This is a genomic window from Alphaproteobacteria bacterium (assembly GCA_016722515.1).
GTDB lineage: Bacteria > Pseudomonadota > Alphaproteobacteria > Rickettsiales > JADKJE01 > JADKJE01.
In genome coordinates this window covers 705,176-728,183 of sequence record JADKJE010000002.1, presented here as the reverse complement: position 1 = coordinate 728,183, position 23,008 = coordinate 705,176, and the positions used below count along the sequence as shown (strand labels likewise).

Annotated in this window: 18 protein-coding genes and 1 pseudogene; 5 read left to right on the top strand and 14 right to left on the bottom strand. The window is 41.5% G+C overall.

What is annotated here, in order from left to right; translation table 11 throughout:
* Positions 1–11 precede the first annotated feature (11 nt).
* Both IPP74_08095 and recJ read left to right on the top strand, forming a co-directional pair.
* A complete protein-coding gene (locus IPP74_08095) occupies positions 12–3,056 on the top strand; it encodes a hypothetical protein (GenBank protein MBL0319232.1) in 3,045 nt (1,014 codons plus the stop codon).
* Positions 3,057–3,429: 373 nt separating this feature from the next.
* Positions 3,430–5,226 (top strand): single-stranded-DNA-specific exonuclease RecJ, encoded by a 1,797-nt coding sequence (recJ, locus tag IPP74_08090; protein ID MBL0319231.1) that lies wholly within the window; start codon positions 3,430–3,432, stop codon positions 5,224–5,226.
* Positions 5,227–5,242: 16 nt separating this feature from the next.
* On the opposite strand, the gene IPP74_08085 is transcribed toward recJ, so the two are convergent.
* From IPP74_08085 to IPP74_08070, 4 genes are read right to left on the bottom strand one after another with little or no spacing between them, the layout of a single operon-like run.
* Complete coding sequence (locus IPP74_08085; GenBank protein ID MBL0319230.1) at positions 5,243–5,989, bottom strand: ABC transporter ATP-binding protein; 747 nt, start codon at positions 5,987–5,989, stop codon at positions 5,243–5,245.
* 12 nt (positions 5,990–6,001) lie between these two features.
* Positions 6,002–7,183, bottom strand: coding sequence for a hypothetical protein (locus IPP74_08080; GenBank protein MBL0319229.1), 1,182 nt, complete (start codon positions 7,181–7,183; stop codon positions 6,002–6,004).
* 18 nt (positions 7,184–7,201) lie between these two features.
* Positions 7,202–7,861 carry a hypothetical protein gene (locus IPP74_08075; protein ID MBL0319228.1) on the bottom strand — a complete coding sequence of 220 codons (660 nt, stop codon included), beginning with the start codon at positions 7,859–7,861 and terminating at the stop codon, positions 7,202–7,204.
* A 5-nt stretch (positions 7,862–7,866) separates the two neighbouring features.
* Positions 7,867–9,441, bottom strand: a complete 1,575-nt coding sequence (locus tag IPP74_08070) for a hypothetical protein (GenBank protein ID MBL0319227.1) — start codon at positions 9,439–9,441, stop codon at positions 7,867–7,869.
* A 69-nt stretch (positions 9,442–9,510) separates the two neighbouring features.
* Here IPP74_08070 and IPP74_08065 point away from each other — a divergent pair, with 69 nt between their 5' ends.
* From IPP74_08065 to IPP74_08055, 3 genes are all read left to right on the top strand, one after another.
* Entirely contained in the window at positions 9,511–9,891 is a 381-nt protein-coding gene (locus tag IPP74_08065; protein ID MBL0319226.1) for an ISAs1 family transposase, read from the top strand.
* Between the two features lie 192 nt (positions 9,892–10,083).
* Positions 10,084–10,431 carry a pentapeptide repeat-containing protein gene (locus IPP74_08060; protein ID MBL0319225.1) on the top strand — a complete coding sequence of 116 codons (348 nt, stop codon included), beginning with the start codon at positions 10,084–10,086 and terminating at the stop codon, positions 10,429–10,431.
* A gap of 39 nt (positions 10,432–10,470) precedes the next feature.
* Positions 10,471–10,827, top strand: coding sequence for a hypothetical protein (locus tag IPP74_08055; GenBank protein ID MBL0319224.1), 357 nt, complete (start codon positions 10,471–10,473; stop codon positions 10,825–10,827).
* 259 nt (positions 10,828–11,086) lie between these two features.
* Here the strand turns inward: IPP74_08055 and IPP74_08050 are convergent, their stop codons facing one another.
* The 10 genes and pseudogenes from IPP74_08050 to IPP74_08005 all read right to left on the bottom strand — a co-directional run bounded on the left by IPP74_08050 (position 11,087) and on the right by IPP74_08005 (position 22,912).
* Positions 11,087–12,292, bottom strand: coding sequence for a type II secretion system F family protein (locus tag IPP74_08050; GenBank protein ID MBL0319223.1), 1,206 nt, complete (start codon positions 12,290–12,292; stop codon positions 11,087–11,089).
* A 3-nt stretch (positions 12,293–12,295) separates the two neighbouring features.
* Complete coding sequence (locus IPP74_08045; protein MBL0319222.1) at positions 12,296–14,044, bottom strand: type II/IV secretion system protein; 1,749 nt, start codon at positions 14,042–14,044, stop codon at positions 12,296–12,298.
* Between the two features lie 979 nt (positions 14,045–15,023).
* A complete protein-coding gene (locus tag IPP74_08040) occupies positions 15,024–15,878 on the bottom strand; it encodes an aminotransferase class IV family protein (protein MBL0319221.1) in 855 nt (284 codons plus the stop codon).
* Between the two features lie 8 nt (positions 15,879–15,886).
* Positions 15,887–16,126, bottom strand: coding sequence for a 50S ribosomal protein L31 (gene rpmE, locus IPP74_08035; GenBank protein MBL0319220.1), 240 nt, complete (start codon positions 16,124–16,126; stop codon positions 15,887–15,889).
* A 49-nt stretch (positions 16,127–16,175) separates the two neighbouring features.
* Positions 16,176–16,994: a metal ABC transporter permease gene (locus tag IPP74_08030; GenBank protein ID MBL0319219.1), complete on the bottom strand. Its 819-nt coding sequence runs from the start codon at positions 16,992–16,994 to the stop codon at positions 16,176–16,178.
* A 17-nt stretch (positions 16,995–17,011) separates the two neighbouring features.
* The gene (locus tag IPP74_08025; protein MBL0319218.1) at positions 17,012–17,758 is read right to left on the bottom strand and encodes a metal ABC transporter ATP-binding protein; all 747 of its coding nucleotides are present in this window, start codon (positions 17,756–17,758) and stop codon (positions 17,012–17,014) included.
* Positions 17,759–17,848: 90 nt separating this feature from the next.
* Positions 17,849–18,640 carry a hypothetical protein gene (locus IPP74_08020; GenBank protein ID MBL0319217.1) on the bottom strand — a complete coding sequence of 264 codons (792 nt, stop codon included), beginning with the start codon at positions 18,638–18,640 and terminating at the stop codon, positions 17,849–17,851.
* Between the two features lie 77 nt (positions 18,641–18,717).
* Positions 18,718–19,752, bottom strand: a complete 1,035-nt coding sequence (lpxK, locus tag IPP74_08015) for a tetraacyldisaccharide 4'-kinase (GenBank protein MBL0319216.1) — start codon at positions 19,750–19,752, stop codon at positions 18,718–18,720.
* Positions 19,753–19,774: 22 nt separating this feature from the next.
* On the bottom strand, positions 19,775–21,043 hold the full coding sequence (locus tag IPP74_08010) for a 3-deoxy-D-manno-octulosonic acid transferase (GenBank protein MBL0319215.1): 1,269 nt from the start codon (positions 21,041–21,043) through the stop codon (positions 19,775–19,777).
* Positions 21,044–21,066: 23 nt separating this feature from the next.
* A pseudogene (locus IPP74_08005) lies at positions 21,067–22,912 on the bottom strand (ABC transporter ATP-binding protein).
* Positions 22,913–23,008 lie beyond the last annotated feature (96 nt).

Here is a 23,008-nt window from a genome sequence, read left to right as displayed (position 1 = left end):
AAAGGCTTCATATGAAATATTTTACACATAGATATATCAAAAACAACCAAGTAATTAGCTCATTTCCTATAAAAATGGAAGAGAAAGAAGAGAAAGAAGAGAAAAATGTGTTTTATGGTCATCGTGATGAATTCTATTATGAATTCGATAATGATACGCCATGGTTAATGAAGGGTTCATCCGTTAATGCTTGTGAAACGATTGTTTTTAAAATTCATAAAGCTTTGATTGAGGTGGTTCCACAGCTTGATTCTAGTAGTTTTATCGTGCGGTTGGGGTATGATTCTATTTTATTTGATTTTAATCAAAATCAAGGGGAAGCCTTACGTTTAGCTAAAACATTTTTAGACAATAACATAAAGGGAATTGAAGTTGCAGAAATAGATGGCCGCACCCTCATTCAGATTCAGCCTAAACAACTTGAAAAATTTATCACGGATTTCCTGAGATTTTCACCGGAAGGAATCACTATCGTAAATTTACCCAAGGGACATCCCGGTCGTTTTGGGTCTTTATTGCGTAATGTCTTTAAAGATTTGCGTAAAGGCAAGGAACATGATGCTCTACTGCCTTTAAATAAAGCAAGTACCTATGCCTACCCTAAGAGGGGTAAGAACGATTTTACGGTGACCACAGGCACTATTGATTGCTCTCTCTATCCTTCAGAAGGTATGGCTTACAGCCCAGACCAATTACTGGATATTTTTAAAAAGAAAATAGGCGTAGATCCGCAATTTGAAATCAATTTCAAAAAAGTACAGGAAATTATTGACGTCGCCATTAAAAAACGGGGAACATTTAAGGGAACAACCTACAATGTCGTGAAAGTTGTAAATAATCTAACCGGAAGATTTAACCAGAAGAAAGCGGACAGACGTCTGAGTGAACTACAAGTTAATATTCTTATGGCTAAGTTAATTAATAAGTTTATATCACGAGAAAGATATACACCAGACCAAGGCATAACGTATCCGCTTTCCGCTATTTTTGAAACGATTAAACCCCTTGAAGCAAAAAGGAAGGAAAGCAAATCGCAACCTGAACGTACCGAACGTTTTAAGTTTAAGCAGATTGAAATTTTACGGCAAGTTCATTCTCATTTCTTTACACCGGATAAAATGAATCCATTGGTTGTAAAGATCAATTTTAACGACTGCGTACAGGAAGTCCTTAAGAAGCAATATATTGAAAATGTAAGTAAGCTAATAAATTTAGATATGTCTAAAAATGACGAAGGCAAAAACGAAGTTTCGTACTCTGAATGGCTCGAACTCCGTAATGATATTATTGAATGGGAGGACCTTCTAACGCGTCTAGACTGTAATTTTTCTGGCAACATGAGCCAGGCTCGAGGCTTATTGCAAAAAACTAATGTGCAGTCTTCTTATCAAGAAGGAAAATTATATTTTTTCTTGCTTGAGCTTTTAAATCCAATAATAGAATCTCCGAAAGGCCTGAATGATTTTATTCATGAAAAAATCATTGCATGCCGAAATACAGATAACCCCGAACTGAAGGATTTTTATAGAGGGATAATTGGGGCAGTCTGTGATAAAGACATTAAGTTGCCAACCTTTTATGAATCGGCCACACCTTACTTTAAAAACGAAAACACATCTATTGCCAATTTTTCTCTCATGAAATCGTGTGTAAAAGGCCATGAATACAACCACGGAAATCAAGTGGCCTTGCAATTAATTAATAGTATACATGATAATGGCATGTTGTTTCAAACCGTTAGCGAATGCGTGATTGATATTTTGAATGAAGCCAATTTCGCATCAGATGAGTCATCTAGGCGATATTTAGCTGGTCTTTTATCGACGTTGATTAGTTATCAGTACAGCCAATTTAAAGGCACGTATATTCTTCCGCCGCAATATCAGATGGCGTGGAGGATGGGAGGAATGGCACCGTTTAATTGCGCGTTAAATGTTATTAATACTCATCTTATCCAGGAAATAACACTTTCTTATCCAGAGATTATTCCAAGCGTGAATCCCGCATTTAATCCCAACCCCGGTGTTGGTTCTTCAGGGTATTCGCCTAACCTTGTCCCAGTTCGCCAATCGATTACGCCTATTGCAAGGCCTGCAGTGAATCCTCAGAATCAGCTTAATACGATGCGCCTGGTCCAAATCATTGGAGAAAGGAAAAACCGCATGGAGGATATTGCTGTTAAAGAAACCCCAACAATGCGCATCCAACCTGGTACTGAACAAGGTGGTGATGGGTACCAGGCTTATTATTATGCGCTTTGGATACAGTCCTTCTTAAGGTTGAATGCATTACCCCCCCAGGTGCAAAATATATTAACAGACCTGTCGTATGCATTTATGGAAATTACAGAAAGCTATGGTAAGATGTTGGAAATTAAGGAATACTACAAGAATTCAAGTATGCAATCGATTGACAACGTTGATCCCTTTGACCTTCAACGTAGTTATCATACAACAATTAATATCTTAATAGACAAGCATATTAAGGATTTGAATGAAAAAAAGCGAACATTTTTTGTGTCGGGATATAATGGGCATTATACCATTGATGAAATACGTTTTGTACCAAGTGGCTCTAATGGCGGTGTTGTCATAAAACATATATCCTATAATGCAGGTGATGATGCTATGCCTTCCAATCGCCCTCTTGAAGTGTGGGGAACAACGGTGCGGTATATGCAGAATATCCCAAATGAAACCGCGCTACGCACTTTTATTCATTTATGTTATGATATGAAGTTGCGAAGGAAAGGTAGTAGCTATTATAACAAGCTTCGTGCGGCCAGCGATTTTTATTTGGGGTTGGTGATTCCAAGTGAAAGCAAGTCTGTTTCTCCACAGCAGCAAGGTAATTGTACTACTCGCTCTCCAAGAGAAATGATACGTTCTGCTTTGGGCGATGAAAACAGGAGCGTGTACTGTGCGCTTCGTATTTTTATTAATGGCCATCCCATTGAAAATTTACAAGAGCAACTGCTGGCGCGGGTCAATCAAACGTACCAGCAACAGTTGAAGCAACAAGGGTTTAATCAAGGTCATCCAGGGCGGCAATCGTGATTTATTAATGCAACATAATACCGTAACCATAAACCCGCTATGACCTAAAGAAAGGGGTCCTGCCTCCCCATAAACACAGGAGATTTGAACCACGATGCGCTTCACCTTTTGGGTAAAAAACAAGTAAAGGATCCCCGCATGATGTTATCGATAATTGTACGGCCTGTTCTAAAATGAAGTGCAACACCTTATGATATTTGTTGTCAAAACAGATAATCAAAAGGATGTTGCACTTCAAACTTGGATATAGCCGTAACCATCGCCACGAAGAGATAGGTTGACGGCATACGGTTTAGAGAATAGTTTGAATGCAGTAGCGGCTCTTTCCTTTTGTTAGAAAGAAGCCGCGTAGCATTTATTTTTACCTTTCATTATGTCAGCAACGCTTCATCACCCACACCTCAACACCCCGATCTCTGCCACCAATCAATATTGGCAATTTGATAAACCAAATGAACGCGATGTCCTCGCCGTGTCGCAGCATTATGGCCTAAGTGATATTCTCGCTCGCATACTTGTTAACCGCGATATTCCCTTTGAGGCCGTGCCATCTTATCTTAATCCCACTTTGCGAGAATATTTACCTAACCCCTTACATCTTCTGCATATGAAGCAAGCAGCCCAACGTCTTGCAACGGCTATTATGAACAAAGAAAAAATCGCCATTTTTGGTGATTATGACGTAGATGGGGCGACCTCTTCATCGCTGATAAAACGGTTTATCCAATCCGTAGGCCACGATGCCGTTATTTATATTCCTGATCGTATCATCGAAGGGTATGGTCCCAATACAGCAGCGTTGCTTAAGCTTCGCGAGCAGGGAACGTCAGTTTGCATCACGGTTGATTGTGGCACGGTAGCATTTGATCCGCTTGAAGCTGCTCACCAGGCAGGCCTAGATATCATTGTCATTGATCACCATTTAGGCCAGGAAGTCTTGCCTGCTGCGGTTGCGGTTGTGAATCCCAACCGCATTGACGAAACATCTCCGCACCGGAACCTTGCCGCGGTAGGTGTTTCATTCTTATTAGCGGTTGCGGTCAATACGATCTTCAAAGAATCAGGATATTACGAAGGCAAAACGCCCCCCAATCTTTTAGAACTTCTAGATCTGGTTGCATTGGGAACGGTATGCGACGTCATGACGCTAACCGGACTTAATCGCGCTTACGTAAGTCAGGGACTTAAAATCATGTCCCAACGCAAAAATATGGGCCTACGCACCTTGTGTGATGTAGCTGGTTTAGACAGTGAAGCGTCGGTGTACCATTTAGGGTTTGTACTTGGACCTCGTATTAATGCGGGAGGACGTGTTGGAGAAGCAGGTTTGGGTGCACGACTTTTAACCACACAGGACAGTTTTGAAGCCCATGATATTGCGGTTAAACTGAACCGCTATAACGAAGAACGCAAAGCCATTGAAGATATTGTACTCACCCAGGCCCAGGAACAAGTCATACCTTATGCAAAAAGCAAATCCATGTTATTTGCTTATGGCACTGGCTGGCATCCTGGCGTTATCGGCATTGTTGCCGGACGCATTAAGGAACAGCATTATCGCCCTATCGCCGTCATCGCCATTGATCAGGATATAGGCAAAGCATCCGTACGTTCCATTCCCGGAGTTGATATTGGCAAAGCGATCACAACGGCAAAACAAGAAGGCTTATTGATAGCAGGCGGTGGTCACGCCATGGCAGCAGGATTTACAGTTGAGACCCAAAAAATTCCAGCCTTATGGGATTATTTATGTGAGGCCATCCGTGAAGATGTAGAAATCTACGGGTCAAAGAAAATCATTCATATTGATTGTTCATTGACCATCAGCAGTATTACCCCTGAATTTATACGTTCTCTGGAACGATTAGGGCCTTATGGTCCAGGGAATCCCGAACCACGTGTTGCCCTCAACAACGTAACCATCGTAAACATGGATCTCGTTGGCGTTGACCATATACGCTGTATTTTAAAAGATAATAAAAGTCTTAAATCCACGTCATTAAAAGCAATGGCTTTCCGCTGTGCCAATCAACCTCTGGGAGAATTTTTATTACGCTCTAAAGGTAAGGCAATCACCGTGGTTGGTAAACCTCGCATCAACCATTGGCAAGGCCGTGAAAGCGCTGAGTTTACGATCGAAGATGCTGCCGATAATATCCACATCCAATAGCGCTTAAACCATCCAATTATACTTCTGACTTCATTTCAGAAGGTGAGGTAATTGCTTTCAAGAAAGCTCTTTCCAGATTCGTTTCCGCATAGATTTCACGGAAAGCATCAGGAGCACCGGTATAGATAATTTTGCCATTGTGAATCACGGCAATACGATGACAGATTTCTTCGATATCTGCCAGAATATGAGAGGTAAAGAAAATAGAATTCCCCTTCTTACCATATTCAATCAATAATTCTTTAAGCTGAATACGCGCACTAGGATCAAGGCCGCTCATGGGCTCATCAAGGATTAAGAGCGGTGCTTGCGACATAAACATCGACATCAAGCCAATTTTCTGCCCCATCCCTTTTGAGTATTTACCAATTTTTTGTTCCAAAACTTTCTTATCGAGCTCCAATTTATGAGCCAATGCCAACGCCTCTTGATGATCATATTTGCGTTTATAATAAGCCAGTGAAAGCGAGAGATATTCCGTTCCTTTCAAATAGCCAGATGGAATAAATTTCTCTGGCAGATAGCACATTTTTCGACGGCTATTCATATCCGCAACCGGAACATCAAACAACCATGTATTACCCTTATCTGCATTCAGCAAATTAAGAATAATCTTGATAATGGTGGTTTTACCAACGCCATTTAACCCAACAAGACCAAAAATTTCTCCAGGTTCAACAGATAAATCAACCCCATGTAACACGTCCTGTTCTTTAAATCTTTTGTGTACGCCTTGTACACTCAATGGCTTGTGTAAATCCATAATGCTACCCTGTTATTGTGAAGGTTGAGTGGTGATATCTTCTAACAGCTTCTTTGCATCTCCTGAAGATTTAATAGAATCTTCTACCTCTTGTGGGGTAGGCGTTTTTTCTTGAATATGTTTCATACCACGATATTTTTCGGTAGGATCCACATCAGAACCACCCTGAGATGGCAACCCTGCGGGAGGAACATAAGCTGTCGTAGACGTGGGAAGATCCGTCCAAGACACATCATCTGGCAATTGTTCCGGCGAAGCTTTAGGCATGGACGCAGCCACTTGATCTGGCGTCGGTGGCGGAATGACTTCTTTTAGCTTGCCTTCAATAATAGACATTCTTGCAACGACAAACGTTTGATTAGGTTTTAAGGTGAACTCAAGCCTTGTTTTATTTTGATCTAATACATCCTTGACGGCAACCGGATTAGTCATTGCTAATTGGGGTTTCTTTTCTGGATTCTTCAGCTTCTCACGCCAGGCCGGTACCATCACATCAAGCGCATCGGTTTCCCAGGTAAATGTAGCTTCATCTTTATTGACACTCACCAACTTCAATCCATTTTTTCCCTGGCTCTCCTTTTCTTTCGATGTCATACGATCATTATTGACCCACACAGACCAGATTCCTGGTGCATCGAAAACGATTGAACTTAAATAAAAGACCGGAGCAGGCGGAATCTGTATTTTTTTCTGCTGGTCTGGATTGGCGAATAAGCTTTGGAACTGTTGCTCTTTAATTTTTTTATCAAGCTCAGACAGCTCATAATTCATAATAGCCTGCTCAATTTCCTGGAGTTCTTTAGGCAGGAACATAATACTTCCTTCCCACGCATAAGGATCCTTTACTTTATTGCCTTGGTCCACACGTGCCATTTGAGGGGAAGTTCCTTTATCTCCTGGCAACGTTGCTGGTGGTGCAATTTGAGGAGATAAGGTATTTTTAGCATTCGCATTGCCTATGGGTTGATTTGCAACTGGCTGTGGATTCGCTACTTGCGGCTGAGCGGCAGGAACAAGAGGCGAAACAGGTTTATTCTGAGTATTTCTTGATGCATCAGGTTTATTGAGTAAATCCATCAACTGTGCTTCGACATGCGGATCCTTAGATGTCGTTGTCTGAGCTGGTGCCATGAAGGGAAATAGGACCATTATCATCAGATGAAAGATAAATAATTGATATTTTTTCATCACCATAACTCAACCATTATTCCCTTAAGGTTTTTTCTTATTATTATTAGCGTCAACCTCAGCAGGCTGACGCTTAAAATCCTGCCAGACAAATTCAAGCTTTCCTTTAACCAAAGGAGGAAAATCACCTTGAGCCATTTTTTCTAACATGGCTGGCGTTAAAGCCCCGCCTCTATCCATCCGTAACTGCCCCATTTTCATAAAGCCAGGCAATAATCTGTGTAGGGCATTAATAAATGAAAAAGCATATACATCGGTGATCGCAGTGAAATCAATGGTTACTCTGCTTTCTTCCACTTCTACTTCTTTCGTTCTGTGCTTACGGCTGATATCTGGATTAACAATTGGCGATGTCATATTGACATCAACTTTTAAGATTCGGTATTTCTTCTGGAGTTGGGCAATTAGCTCACGGGCCTTATCGATATTCACCCCATTAATTTGTCGCTGATTATCATTGAGGCGATTCCAGGTTTCTAATGCTTTTTGATATTCACCAGCAGCATTGCGGGCTTTGGTAATTTTTTGATTCATTTCAGTAATACCGCTTTGCAGGCCAGCACTCTTTTCACCTAGTTTTGTATGCCACATATAAAGGCTCGATGTAATGGCAACCGAGGCTAAAAGCAATGCCACATAAAAATAAATTTGAATGAGCTGACTTTTTTTGATATCAACTTTCATTATCACTACTTCCCTTTACCCTTCTTCTTTTTCTCACTCACCGGACCCACGATTTCCAATTTAACAGGAATACTTTCCCGTTTGTCTGCAAACGTAATCTTGTCAAAAAGTTGGGTAAAGTTGACTTCGTAATTGTCGAACGTTACTTCAACTTTTCTAACAAACTGATCATAATCGGTGAATAATTTCTGGATATTGGTTTGATTGTTATTAATTTCCAATCCCAATGTCATACTAATTTCGTCTTTCTCTTTACCCACTTGTTTTTGCGAATGCCAATCAAGTGTTTTAACAATGATATTAGGGTCTTTAAGGGTTGCAAATTGCGAGACCAATAACAAAGGAAATTCAGGCATAACCGTGATATCAGCATAGACCTTAACCAATTCGTTGATTCGATCTACTTCCCCTGATTTTTCCTTTTCATAATACCATTTAAGCTCTTTATTCCTTACTTGATCCCAGGATCTATCGACCTGATTCTTGTCTTTGGTAAAATTATCGATTTCCTTAAAACGCTGAAATATTTCCCATCCGTAATAACCATCAATGGCCAGCATGATCGGCACACATCCAGCACAGGTAAATGCCAGATACTTTACTGCCTCGGTAATATTGGTGAGTTTCTGGGTTTTTGGTGTATTCACCAATTGAACCGGTTTGCCTGCTTGCAGGAAGTAACTGCATAGGACTGTATCTGCGTATTTATCGGTAGGTAACGCTGCATTCTCGAGTTTATACGCGCTAGCAACTTCATATGGTGTTAGAAGCGTAACAATATCAGCCTTTAAATTACTACTTTGCAAACTTTCTTTAATTTCTTTAGAAACCAAGAAAATCATTTCAAGTCCATCCGAATCTTGAAACGTTAAGCGTCTTAAATACTCAACCGTATTTATGGTTTCTTGCTCAATATTACCGGCCACAATATCCGGAATCGTATCACTGAGATGAAGGCTCCGTGTGAAAATAATTTTCCCCTCATGAAGCACAACCAATCTCAAACCACTGACTTTGTTATACGAAACAAAGAATTTCCAGTTAGTGTCTTTGGCATTTTTGGGAGCAAATGTTTTTGATAATTTCTTTATCATCGGCTGAAGCTCAATAGGCAACAGATAGAGGCCTTTAAGCGGATTAGGCAACCCACAAACATAATCCACCCAATCCGAAACGGGAGGTTTGAATGGGGATGCAACAAACATGAAATTCCAATCTTTTCGTCCTTCTTTGGCGCGCCCCAGCAAGAAAAAAGTTCGCAAGTCTGTGGAAGCACATTCTTTTTCTAGTCGTTTTTGTGCCAGACGTTGGACCGTTAAAGAACTCACAGCAGGTAACGAATGCTGGATATAGGATTGTTCCGAAACATCAACGAGCATATAAATGGGAGCTAATGGATTCTCGTTCAAAATGCTTCTAATATTCTTAATATCAGGAGAATTGACGGCGCGACAAAAGGCGCGACGTTCCACATTGCCTTTGTTTTGGTATATAAGCACCGCCCCGTCATCACCTATTAAAAAAGTATAGGCTGTAGGAAGGTTTTTATTCATTTTTGGTACAAAATTTTCCAAATCCATGGATACACATATATTTTTGAGTTATCACCTTATGATTATCGAACGATATGATGAAAAAAAGGTTACTAAGTGAATGTTATTTTTAAAAGGCTTGCCCCTCTTTTTCTTCCTGGCCCCTCTTTTTCTTTCTGGCCGCGCGAGTTTCTGGAGCTTCCGCATGGGATCCCGCCGCATGATACGTTTGGACGGGTGTTTGCGTTGCTGGACGCGGATAGGTATGAGAGTTGTTTCAGCGAATGGGCACACTCTCTGCCTGTGCTGATGGCAGATGGAATGAAGAAGGAGATCATCGCAATAGATGACAAAACATCACGCGGTTCTGATAACCGTAGCAAAGGTCAGAATCCACTGCATCTGGTCAGTGCCTGGGCATATGAACAAGGGCTGGTGCTTGGCCAGGTCAGCACTGATGAAAAAACCAATGAGATAAGGCTATTCCACCTTTACTGAATATGATCTCCGTTGAAAACAGCATCGTCACCATCGATGCTATAGGATAGCGTTTATTGCTAACTGCATTTTTCTCTTTTTTACAACATATTTGTGGTATAAAGCTGTTTGTTTAATAATTTATAGCTACCTGGACTGGCATCTATAAGAGGTGAGAATCAGGGAGCTTTTTAATGAATGGAATTAGGATATATGAAAGAAATTATTCGCGTTGATGTCAGCATTCTAAAGAATTTCGCACAGGAATCACAGTCTAATCAAATTTTTAAATTGAGAAAAATAGATTTTGATATTAGTTTTAATACCTATGTAGCAATTAAATATAATAAAGCACCTGATACTGTTATTGCTGATCTCACCGGAGTAAACCTAACAAAAGCAAACCTCGCCGGAACAAAACTCATCGAAACAAACTTCACCGGAGCAAACCTTAACGGAGCTAACCTCGCCGAAGCTAACCTCGCCGGAGCAGACCTAATCAATGCCAATTTTTACAATGCAATTATTATTGATGCAAATTTTAATGTTAGCGTACTATGAGAAAATCAGCGGCCTCAGGTAATTTTAGATCATGATACAATGGCAACTAGATTAATCTTAGACACCAGCCTTTCCTTAACATGGCTTGATGACTATAATATTTATAACAGGGTTAATCCTGAAATAAAAGAGATTTTGGAAGAGTCTTTCCCAGCGCTGCAATGGAATATAAAGGTTGCAGATCAGTTAAAAGCAGCGCAGGAAATTTATCCAACCATCCGTCAAATGCTTCTAGGATTGAGACAAAGCAATGCTCAAGGAGAAGGAGTATTCCTTAATAATGATTGTAAAATGTTGGTCGTGGAAATCCTTGCAAACTCTGTTGGTTCATCTAATAAACAAGCCTCAAATATGATTTATTTTGCAATTGATCAAAATAATGGTATCGGGATGTAGGTGTTTTTCTGTTTCTTGAGCCCTATCTGCACCACAAATAGTAGCCAGTATCGCAATCGCAAAATATCCTCCAGCTTATGGAGAAGATTTAAATCCGCGACTCTTGGATCTTCAATGGATGAAAAATACTCTAAGAATTCCTCTGATAAAGACATGCCAACACGCCCAGTTTGCGCTAATAAACGCAATCTGATCCTTTCCTTTAGAAATAGACAGGAGAAGGATCAGTGCGCTTAAATTAAACTAAATTGAAATTATTCTAGAACTGCATTTTCGAGAAGCTTGAATACAAGGGTCCAAATACAGCAATTGAAATCCACAGAAGGATACCACCCAAAACGATGGTCAAGGCTGGCTGGATAAACCCTACCATGCCATTGACAGCATCATCCACTTCCTTGTCATAGAAGAAATTCACGTTTTCTAATACAGTGTCTAAGCTACCGCTATCCTCACCCACTTTAAACATCCGGATAACCAAGCTTGGAAATTCTTGGCTTTCCTTGAGTGAGTTGGTAATTGATGTTCCCTCGCCCACGCTTTTTTTAACATGGTTGATGCTTTCTTTCATTACTCGGTTTTGTACCACGTTAGAGGCAATTTCCAAACATTCCAAAATACCGATACCGCTTTTAAATGTAATAGAAAAGAATCGACAAAAACGTGCTAATTCAATTTTCTTTATCGTTTGACCCAAAATAGGGGAGCGCAACTTTATAAGATCCATTTTATAGGCAAACGACTCCGACATCTTACATGCAAATTTGAGGATAACCGTGATGATAACCGGAATACCTAAGACCACATACCAATAACTGCTAAAGAAGTCTGACGTGGCAATCAACGCCCTGGTATAAATCGGCAATTCAAAATTCTGTGCTTTTAAGAAATTCGATAATTGCGGGATTACGAACAGCATCATCAACGCAATAATACCGCACATCAGGAATAACAAGAAAATAGGATAATAAATTGCTTTTTTAATTTTACGGCGAATTTCACTGACCCATTTTAAGTGTCCTGCCAATTGAGCAAATACATCGTAAAGATTACCCGTTTGTTCACCTGCGGATACCAGCCCTGAGAAAACCTCCGAAAATACTTGAGGATGTTTCTGCAATGCTTCAGAAAGCAGTGCTCCTCCCTTAACGGCTTCATAAATACTCGACATTAAATTCTTCAAAGCAGGCGATTCTGTAGAATCCCTTAAATCGGTCAAAGAATCTAAAATGGGTACACCAGCCCTATCCAACTGCTCCAAGTGTACACACATCATAATTAAGTCTTTTGTTGAGATACCTTTGGAAAAAACAAATCCTTTTGATTCTTTTTTAATGCGTGATGACAATAAATCAAGTTCAAGCGTTTTCAAACGCTCTTCAAGATCTTTTTCGTTAGCAGCATCAATGACGCCTTTAACTTTATGTCCTCGTTCATTTAACGCATAATAGATATAGGTTTCCATACGCTATAACCTTTCCGTCATGTCTATGTTTTTAATTACTTCTTCTAAATCGGTCATACCTGCCTTGATTTTATCAATCGCTTCATCCTGCATGGTGATAAATCCATGTGATTTTGCATGCTCCAGCATTACTTTACGTGTTTCTCCGCGAGCAATCATATCATCAAGCTCCTTATCAACAGGCAGAATTTCTGTTACGCCAATCCTGCCTTTATAACCCATACCCTCGCATTCATCACACCCCTTGTGTTCATAAATAGTCGGTGGAGAATTTGGATCAACGCCTAAAATGCGGCATTCATCTGCAGTAGCCGTATGCGGCACTTTACATTTTGGACAAAGCCTTCTAACCAGCCTTTGCGCCAGGATACAAATAAGGGATCCCGACAATAAAGTATTTTTAACGCCAATATCAATAAGGCGAGGTATTGCTCCCATAGCATCATTGGTGTGGAGTGTTGTATAAACCTGGTGACCTGTCATGGCAGCACGCACGGCAAGTGTCGCAGTATCTTCATCACGCACCTCACCCACAAACACGATGTTTGGATCTTGACGCATGAGTGATTTAATACCACTCTTGAAATCCATCCCCACCTCGGCCTTAATATTCGTCTGCCTGATTAACGATAGCTGATACTCAACCGGATCCTCCAGAGTCATAATATTCACTGTCATCGAGTTAATATAACTCAGGATCGAGTAGAGTGTGGTTGTTTTACCGCTACCCGTTGGACCCGTGATAATAATAATACCTTCTGGACGTTTAATACATTTCTTCAGCAATGCCTCAGAGTGTGCTGGAAATCCTAATTTTTCAAGTGGCATCAACGAATTCTTTCTATCCAAGACACGCATTACGATATTTTCACCATGAATGGTGGGATGGGTTGCCACCCTGAAATCAATAACCCGGCCTAAAATATTATAGTTGATACGACCATCCTGCGGTCTGCGCGTTTCGGCAATATTCATATCGGATAAAATTTTGATACGCACGGCAATTGCCGGCCAATAATTTTTATGGAATGTTCTAATTTGCCGTAATTCTCCATCAATACGATAACGAAGACGCAAGAAATTCTCTTCCGGTTCAAAGTGAAGGTCGGAAGCTTGTTTTTTAACAGCATCAATCAGTAAGGCATCAACTAACCGAATAGTTGGATTCGTATATCCCTCCCCTTCGCCAGAAAGTGTGATCGACTCATCCGATATGCCGGTTTCAATTTCCTTCAATATCCCGCCAATTGACATCTCGTAAGCATAATAAATGTCAATCATTTCGATAATATCTGGCGGTGATGCATACACCGGAACAATACGAGTCGTTTTGTCAAAGTATCGTTTTATCTGATCCAGAACCATAATATTATAAACGTCAGTCATGGCGATCAATACTTTATCGCCTGTCATAGAAACAGGTATCACTTTATTTCGTATAGCAACTTCTTTAGGTATTTTCCTAACAAGCTCAGGGTCAAGTGCTGCCGATTTTAAATCATATTGCTCAATCCCCGTTGATTCGGTAAAGACATCTCCAAGCGCAGCTTCTGTGATAAATCCCATATCAACAAGGATCGTACCAAGCATTTTTTTTGAGCCCGTTTGGCGTTGCTCCCTTAGGGCCACCTCTAATTGGTCTTTACTGATTAAACCTTTGGCAATTAATCTCTCACCAATAGAAGCCGTTCCCGTTGATTCAGATTCCAGCTCCTCAACTGTTTTCTTAGGACCTTTCTTAGGAGAAGACATTGGGTTATCTTGCGTCAATTCTTCTGCTGAAAGAGCTTTCTCTATTTTTTTATCTTTAGTCTCATTTATCTCCTTACCCTGCGTTTCCAGCAGCTTATTTTCAGATGCTGCGGTCACAGACATTCCGTTAGGGGATTTTTCTGTAGAAAGCGTAGGAGATGAAGAAGCATGAGAGATTGGAGCCGCGGGTTGAGTATCACCCCCCGAAATTACTTGCAATTCTGGTTTAAGTGTCTCTGATTTTGTTAAGAAATCAGCAGGGATATCAATTTTTTTGGATTTTTTAGTTCTGATTTCCAAAACCGGACTTTCTGCAGACGTTGGCGTACTCACTGGAATATCGCGTTGAGATGACTGTGCTTGCAATACCGTATCTTTATCCACGGGCTTGGGGTCCACAGATAGCACAGCTGATGGTGAAGCATTTGACTGGGCAGAAGCGTTAATCGGTTCCATTTCCGTAAATTCAGTCTTCGGATCAAGGATGAGCGGCTTCTTTTTTTGAATAACAGGCATCTGGGCGATAGCGATCTCTTCTGTTTGATTTTGAGCGATGGCGCTAAGATCACTTGGCACCTCAATTCCTTTTTTGACTTTATTGGGTACATCCACTTTAAGCTCAGAAGCTGCTGGGGAAACAGGCTTATCCTCCATAACACTACTCTGTTCAACCGATTTTGAATCAGTAATTGGCCCCATTGAAGGAGACGACACATTTTCACGAGCTTGAATAATATCCTTAGCATCCGCCCCCTCAAGATCAATATCCTCAACCGAGGCAAATTCATCCACTGAAGTAGAAGCCGTCAACACAGGCTCAACAGGCGTAACCGGAGGATGTTTTTTAACATCCGATTCACCCCTTTTCTTGCCCTTATCTTTACCAAAACCCAAAACCACGCTTTTCCCTCCCCCGAGAAACAGACAACGAATGGAGATATAACCTACTTATTATAGTGGGGGATACCTTAATAATTTCCTAAGAAATCATATCCTTCTCAAGAAGTGTTCGGAAATGTTGAGCGACCGAAACATCATGAAAAATAAGAGATTGGGATACAATGCGTGAAACCGGAACAACAGGCCAGCCCACATTGGTCAAGAATACTGAACGTGCTTGTTCTAATTGGGAAATATCGGCTTCTATTTCTTTAACAGGATAGGGAGAAAGCTCCATAACACGTCTTCGTATCACTCCTGCCAGGCATCCTGTTTTTAACGATGGAGTAAAAAGTATATCATCCTTTATCCAAAATATATTTGCTGCCGCACATTCGCTGATATGGCCATTCCCATCAAGCATTAGCGCTTCCTGGCAGCCCTGTTCCTGGGCTTCCAGGAGTGCCAAGGTTGATTGCATTCCCTGCATCATCTTCGCGTGCATAGGAAGTGATGATGGAGAAATACGCACATAACGACTTAACCATACAGAAAGTAACGTTTGGCTTACATGAGGTAAAGGACGGGTTTCAATCACGATTGTTGGCTGCGATCCATCCGTCAGTGGGCGATACCCAGCGCTCCCTTCTCCTCGCGTAATAGCTAAGCGAATAATCCCGTCTATTAAGTGATTTTTATCAATAATTTGCTGACATAACGATTTGAGTGACTGCTCTTCAAGAGCCACCATCTTAATCGCTTTCAGTCCCAAGCTTAATCGTTGGAAATGGTAACTCCATAAATAGAGAGCCCCCTGTGAAACCCTGATCGTTTCGAAAATACCATCGCCAAAACGAAAGCCACGGTCATTTATGGAAACTGCTGCTTCCGACCGTGGCTTAAAATATCCGTTTATAAAAACAATATCAGAGAACGTTGTTGCCTGAGTCAACACAAAGAAAACTAATTGTTTTCTTTGTTTCCAAACAAGTTCAAATTTCCATAACGAGAATTGAACTGTGCCACTTTTTCGTTGGCCTGGTTGGTTTGAACACTACCTGACTGAGTCCATGCAGGATGTTTGTCCCAGATAACGTCTACATAGAGTTCTTTTTTACCATAGGCTGAACCGATCATATATTCACGACCATCTGGAAGTACCACTTTAACTTTGTGATAATGAGGGTGTATATTGGCTTGCATTGCTGTCTCCGCATTTTATTTTAAGTGGGTCACTATACACCAGGAAGTTTTATCTGACAAGGGACTTGTGCGCTCTAAGAAGACTCATCAACAGACTCCCCAAAACCACCAGCGCAAAGATCCCCACGGAGGCAACGATAATCGATGGCCCCGAAGGGGTATCGGCCCATACCGACCCTAAAAGTCCCAATACCGTCGCCACCATTCCAAATACGGAAGCCATCACCGCCATTTGCTCAGGGGATTTAGCCACTTGCCGTGCGGTAGCAGCCGGAATAATGAGCAAGGAGGTGATTAATAATATGCCAATCAACTGGACAGACATTGCCACGACGCAGGTCATGATCCCAATCAAGGCTCCATTAATCCATTCAACCCTGATCCCGTCGGACCTTGCCAGATTTTCATGGATAGTAGCAAGTAACAGCGGACGCCATAACCATATTAATAGGCCAAGCAGCACAGTACCTCCTCCATAAATAATCGCGATATCTTGCGACGTCACCGCTAAAATATCCCCAAATAGATATTGATGGACATTAACCCGAAGCCCGGCTACACCCAAAACAACCATACCAATCGACAAAGCGGCATGGGCTAATATGCCCAGGAGGGTATCATTAGCCAGATGTTTAAGCCGCTGCATCCAGATCAACAATAGGGAAAACAAAATGCAAACAATGACAATCCCCGTATTTACACCTATGCCAAGTAAAATGCCCAATGCTACCCCAAGCAGGGCACTGTGGGATAACGAATCACCAAAATAAGCCATCCGTCGCCATACAACAAAGCATCCAACCGGTCCAACTAGGGCAGCAATGCCCATTCCAGCTAGTAAAGCCTTTATAAAAAAAGGTTCAAACATCCGTTAAACTCCTCCATTTATTCATGATGATGATGATGATGTTCATGGTCGTCCTCATGTTCATGGGTATGGCTATGGGTATGATGATACACCGCCATCATCTTTGAAACATCATCACCAAATAATTCCTGAAACTTCGGATCTTTGGTCACAATATGTGGCTCACCTGAACAACAAATATGATGATACAGACAAATCACCTGGCTGGATGATGCCATCACCATATGCAAATCATGCGATACAACAATAATCGTACAGCGCCGCTCCTGATAGAGTTTTTCCAATAATTTATAAAAAGCCAGCTGTCCCCCCATATCCAGGTTTTGTGCTGGCTCATCAAGGCACAGAACATCGGGCTTACGCAATAATGCCCTTGCTACCAAAACACGCTGAAACTCTCCACCAGATAAAGACGATACAGGATCGTATTTAATGGAAGCGATATCCATGATCGCCAAAATTTCATCCATAAAGGCCGGTGTGGTTTTTCCAGCCAATTCTAGAAACCGCAATACGGTAATAGGCATGGATAATTCTATCTGAACCCGTTGCGGAACAAACCCTAAACGAAGATTATTACGTCGATACACCATGCCAGCATCAGGTGCACACAACCCCAGCAATACGTGTAATAGCGTGGTTTTCCCAGCACCATTTGGACCAACGATCGTGATAAAATCATGATCCTTAACCTGAAGGCTTACATCATTCAAGACCGCTTTGCCCCCCCTTTCAACAGTAAGGTTCTGCACAGAAAGGCAAATATTAGGTTGAGTCTCTTCCACCATGATCCCTATGATATTGGTTAATTAGATTACCCAACCATCTTAAAGCGTTTCGCCTAAGTTTCAACGTCAACCAGCAACCATAATATATTTCATGAGAAATGTCATGATGCCGGTCATGATTCCCATGCTGGCACTCATCATAATCCCCATTCTGATTGTAAGCTGCAATCCCAATTTTTCCACCTTGCCTTCCACACGTGCAAAATCTTTGCGAAGCTCTGCCTCAAGCACACGCAATTCGTCTTTAGTGGCATATTTTTCTAAAGCTTCTTTTAAATCTTCCTTGGTAGCACATCTTTCTACGGCTTCTTTGGTCGCACATTTCGCTATTGCTTCTCTTAAATCTTCTTTGGTAGCACATCTCTCTACGGCTTCTTTGGTCGCACATTTTTCTATTGCTTCTCTTAAATCTTCTTTGGTAGCACATCTCTCTACGGCTTCCTTGGTCGCACATCTCTCTACAGCTTCCTTGGTCGCACATTTCTCTACGGCTTCCTTGGTCGCACATCTCTCTACAGCTTCCTTGGTCGCACATTTCTCTACAGCTTCCTTGGTTGCACATCTCTCTACAGCTTCCTTGGTCGCACATTTCTCTACAGCTTCCTTGGTCGCGCATTTCTCTACGGCTTCTTTGGTAGCACATTTTTCTATTGCTTCTCTAAAATCCTCTCTACCCAAAAAACCTCTTAGATCACCTTTTCTAGGATGAACCAAATGACTATATTCTCGTAATTCAACTAATTTTTTAGTAAAGGCAACAGCTTGCTGCTCAGTGAAACCACCGTCAATTAAATATAAGATTGTTTCATGCGTATCGATGAATGCCACAGTATCACCCTCTAACAATAGGCTGCCCATATACTATCCTTTGTCGTATTGATTCATTATGAACAAAACATGTGGGCAGACACATTTTACATAACTACAAACAACTATCAACCATTATTTAATTCTGGATGCAATATAAAATGCAAAAGAGCATCAATGGCTTCCATTTCGTCAAAAACCAAGTTAATGCCACAGGGTGTAATGCTTTCTTTTAAACTGGAAGGAACGCGTGTAAAGTCTTTTTGTGTTGTCAGCAAATAGGCATGCTGGTCACCGGCATAATGACACAAATCCTGCAAATCTTTTTCCTCATAAGGATAATGATCTGGAAAAGCTTGTGCACGCAACACATTATATCCCATGCCCTTCAACATTGAAAAAAACTTCTCTGGCCTGCCAATTCCTGCAAATGCCACAACATTCGACCCTGTGGGTGGGAAGGTTTCTTTTTTAGGTTCGACACGCGCTTTTATAACCATTTTCTTCCCGAGCCTTTCCGTGAGATGCGTTTCATCATCACCAATCATAATAACAGCTTTAGGCAACCGTAACGCATCAACCAACGGCTCTCGCAACGGACCTGCGGGGAAAACAAAACCATTTCCCAACCCATAAGCCCCATCAATAACCAGTAATGAAAGGGTTTTTTCGATAGACGCATTTTGTAGCCCATCATCCATAAGTATCACCTGCTTGCCAGCTTTCATCGCCATATGGGAACAGGCTACTTTATCTTTTCCTACCCAGACATCCTGACTTTGGGCTAACTGCAAAGGCTCATCTCCCACTTGAGAAACCTGATGCAACTGAGGATCTACTTTAATAACCCCCCGTCCCGAACGCCCGTATCCACGCGAAATAATACCCACCGAGACGCCATTTAATTTCAAATAATTGGCCAACGCGAGGACAACTGGAGTTTTTCCTGCCCCACCCATGGTTATGTTTCCAACACAAATCACAGGTACTTTCAGTTTATGTGAGGTCGTCATTGCACGCCTTTTGCGCGACAATAGATCATAAAAAGCCGACACAGGAAATAATAACATGGCCACAATATTAACGTGATTCCAATAATCAGGAGTAGCAGGAAAACATAATTTCCTTTTCCACTCTTTCCACAATTCCTGTATTTTCCCCATAATCCCTTCCCATTGATCTCTATTATATTGCTGTCTGTATAGTAGATTCGATAAGGTTTAAAATTTTCTCAATAGCTCCTTTATGGGCAAGAACAGCCTTTTTTGCATTCTCCATTAACAGCCAGCGATAATCCGCCTCATCAAATAACTGGCCAACTGCCTGCGCCAGGCCTTTACCATTATGCACTTCAATAGCCGCATTTTTAAAAATCAATTCAGCTGCAATCTCACTAAAATTATACATTGATTCACCAAAAACAATGGCGCAATCCAGACGAGCAGGCTCAAGTGGATTATGCCCACCTTTTTCAATTAAAGATCCCCCAATAAATGCGATACCAACGAGTCGGAAAAACAATCCCAGTTCACCTAAGGTATCCGCCAGGTAAATATCCGTTGAATCATAAATAGGTTCAGAGCATGAACGCATGGCAACTGATAAACCACTTTGTTTGATAAGGTCTCGAACAGCAGCGCCCCTGGACGCATGCCTGGGCACTAAAATGGTTAATATATCGGGATAATGCTCTTTAAGTTCACGATGGGCGATGATAATCTGCTCCTCTTCACCTTCATGGGTACTGGCTGCAATCCAACATCTTCGATTGGCTATTTGTGTTTTGAGTTGCTGAAATTCGACTTCTTTATTTGGCAAGGGCGGAGCATCATATTTTAAATTACCGACAAAAAGCACCTTCTGCGCACCCAAATGTTTCAAACGTTCCTGGTCATTGACGGATTGCGGAAGAACAAGGGTAAATTGACAAATGACCTCCCTAATTAACGAATGGGCCTTCTTCCATCGATCGGTCGCACGTTGCGTGATCCGCCCATTAACAAGGATCACTGGGCATAGACGCGACGACTCCATGATCACGTTAGGCCAAAATTCTGATTCCAACCACAACACCAGATTAGGCTGCCAATGATCAAGAAAGCGTTGTACCGCTTTCAAACTATCAACGGGAATATATTGATGAATCACACCATGAGGAAGACGTGGTGCCAATAACTGTGCCGAGGCAACCGTGCCTGTTGTCAGCAAAAACTGCTTATCAGGAAACCGTTCGCACATGGCGCATATCAATGGCAACGCCGACAGTGATTCGCCGACACTTGCTGCGTGGATCCAGATGAGGAATCCTTTTGGACGTTCAAGGGTTACAATACCCAAGCGTTCGTTAAAACGTATACTATCTTCTTTACCTTTAGAACGCCTGCGTAACAGATAAAGATAGATAAACGGGTAACCGACAATAGTCAAAAACCGATAAACCTGATACAGCAGCATACTCGTTCCGTTGTTTACATCATTTAAGTGTTTTGATTTAAATCTTCTAAATCAAAGAAGTCATTATCATGAATGACTCCTCCACCAAATTGCTGATGGTAAAGCTTATGATAAAAGCCTTTCTTTTCTAATAATTCATGATGATTTCCCGCTTCAATCACCATCCCTTGACGTACAACATATATCAAATCGGCATTACGAATGGTTGATAAACGGTGGGCAATAACCAAGGTTGTTCTATTTTTCATTAACGTGGTCAATGCTTTTTGAATCTGCTGTTCAGAAATCGAATCCAGTGCCGATGTTGCTTCATCCAACAGGAGGATAGGAGCATTTTTAAGCATTGCTCTGGCAATAGCCACACGCTGACGTTGCCCTCCCGAAAGAGTAAAGCCACGCTCGCCCACGACCGTGTCATAGCCTTCGGCCAATGAACTAATAAAATCATGAGCTGCAGCAGAATATGCGGCCTGGATCACTTCTTCTTCAGTTGCATCAAGCCTACCATACAGAATATTATTGCGAACGCTGTCATCAAATAACATGATATCCTGGCTCACTAAACTAACCTGGCTTCGCAACGAAGACAGCGTTGTACTCCGAATATCTTGTTGATCGATAACAATACTGCCCCTATCAGGGTCATAGAATCGTAAAAGCAAGTTCATGATCGTGGTTTTCCCACCACCAGAAGGACCCACCAACGCTACCATTTTTCCCGCCGGTACCGTTAATGAAATCTGATCAAGAGCTGCACGCTCAGGACGATAATAAAAACTCACATTATCAATAATTATTTCGCCTTTTGATATAACCAGTGGCTTACTTGCAGACGTATCACTGATACTAGGCTTAATATCATAGACCATAAATAGGCGCCTCAAAGCAGAAAGCCCTTGTTGAACGCCCACATTAATAGAAGAAACACTTTTTTAATGGCCTGTATACCAACATCATTGAGGCCATGAATGAACTAAACGCACCAATGCTTAATGTTCCTTTAGAAATTTGGTGTCCTGCATACACCATCACACCTGCAATAGCAAACCCACCTAATAATTCAAGAATAGGCGAAGATAATGATTCTGCTCGAATGGCTTTAATATAAAGGTTAAATAACTTTTCGATTCCCTTACGTGCGCGGTCCATTTCATAGTTCTGACGATCATAGGATTTTATCAGGCGAATACCTTGAAATGTTTCATCAAGCGTCGATGTAAATTTACCCAATTGTTCCTGGGTTTGGTTGGCAACACGCCGCATACGCCTACCAATGTGATAAATAGGTAAAATAGCTAACGGGAAAACCATGAACGCAATGACCGTTAAGGTTGGGTCTTGATTCAACATCACAGCGATCAGGAAAATAATCGTGAATCCTTCCTTTATCAATCCAACCAATACATTGGAAACGGAGTAGCGCATCGTATTAATATCATTGGTAAAGCGCGAAATAAGACTTCCAGAACTTTGGCTGCTGATATAAGCCAGATCCGATTCCAGAAGATGCCCATAAAGCTTTATTTGCATATCAGTCAGCACCCTTTGCCCAACTGACTTCAGCGTATAATTTTGTCCTACGGTCCCAAACGCTTTGATGATAGTCAAAATGACAATCATACCGGCAATCATCCACATGGGAACAGTCCCGATTTGTCCAGTAACATGCTCCGAGAACGATTTCATCCACACGGGAATCGAACTAACACCCCCTTTTTGTGCACAATCCCCTGCAATATTATCAATGGCCGGCTTCATAATCCAGGTCATACCAGCCGTTGAGGCTGCAACCATCAGCATGTAAATAACGGCTGTCAATGTTCGCTTGAAATGGGGCCTTAGATGATCTCGTGCCAACCTTTTTACCAGATAAGACATTGAGTCATACTGGGCATTTTCACTGCTAGTAGCGGAGTTAACCACTGAACTTTTCTGGGTCATAGTGTCTTTCATTGACGGAATATC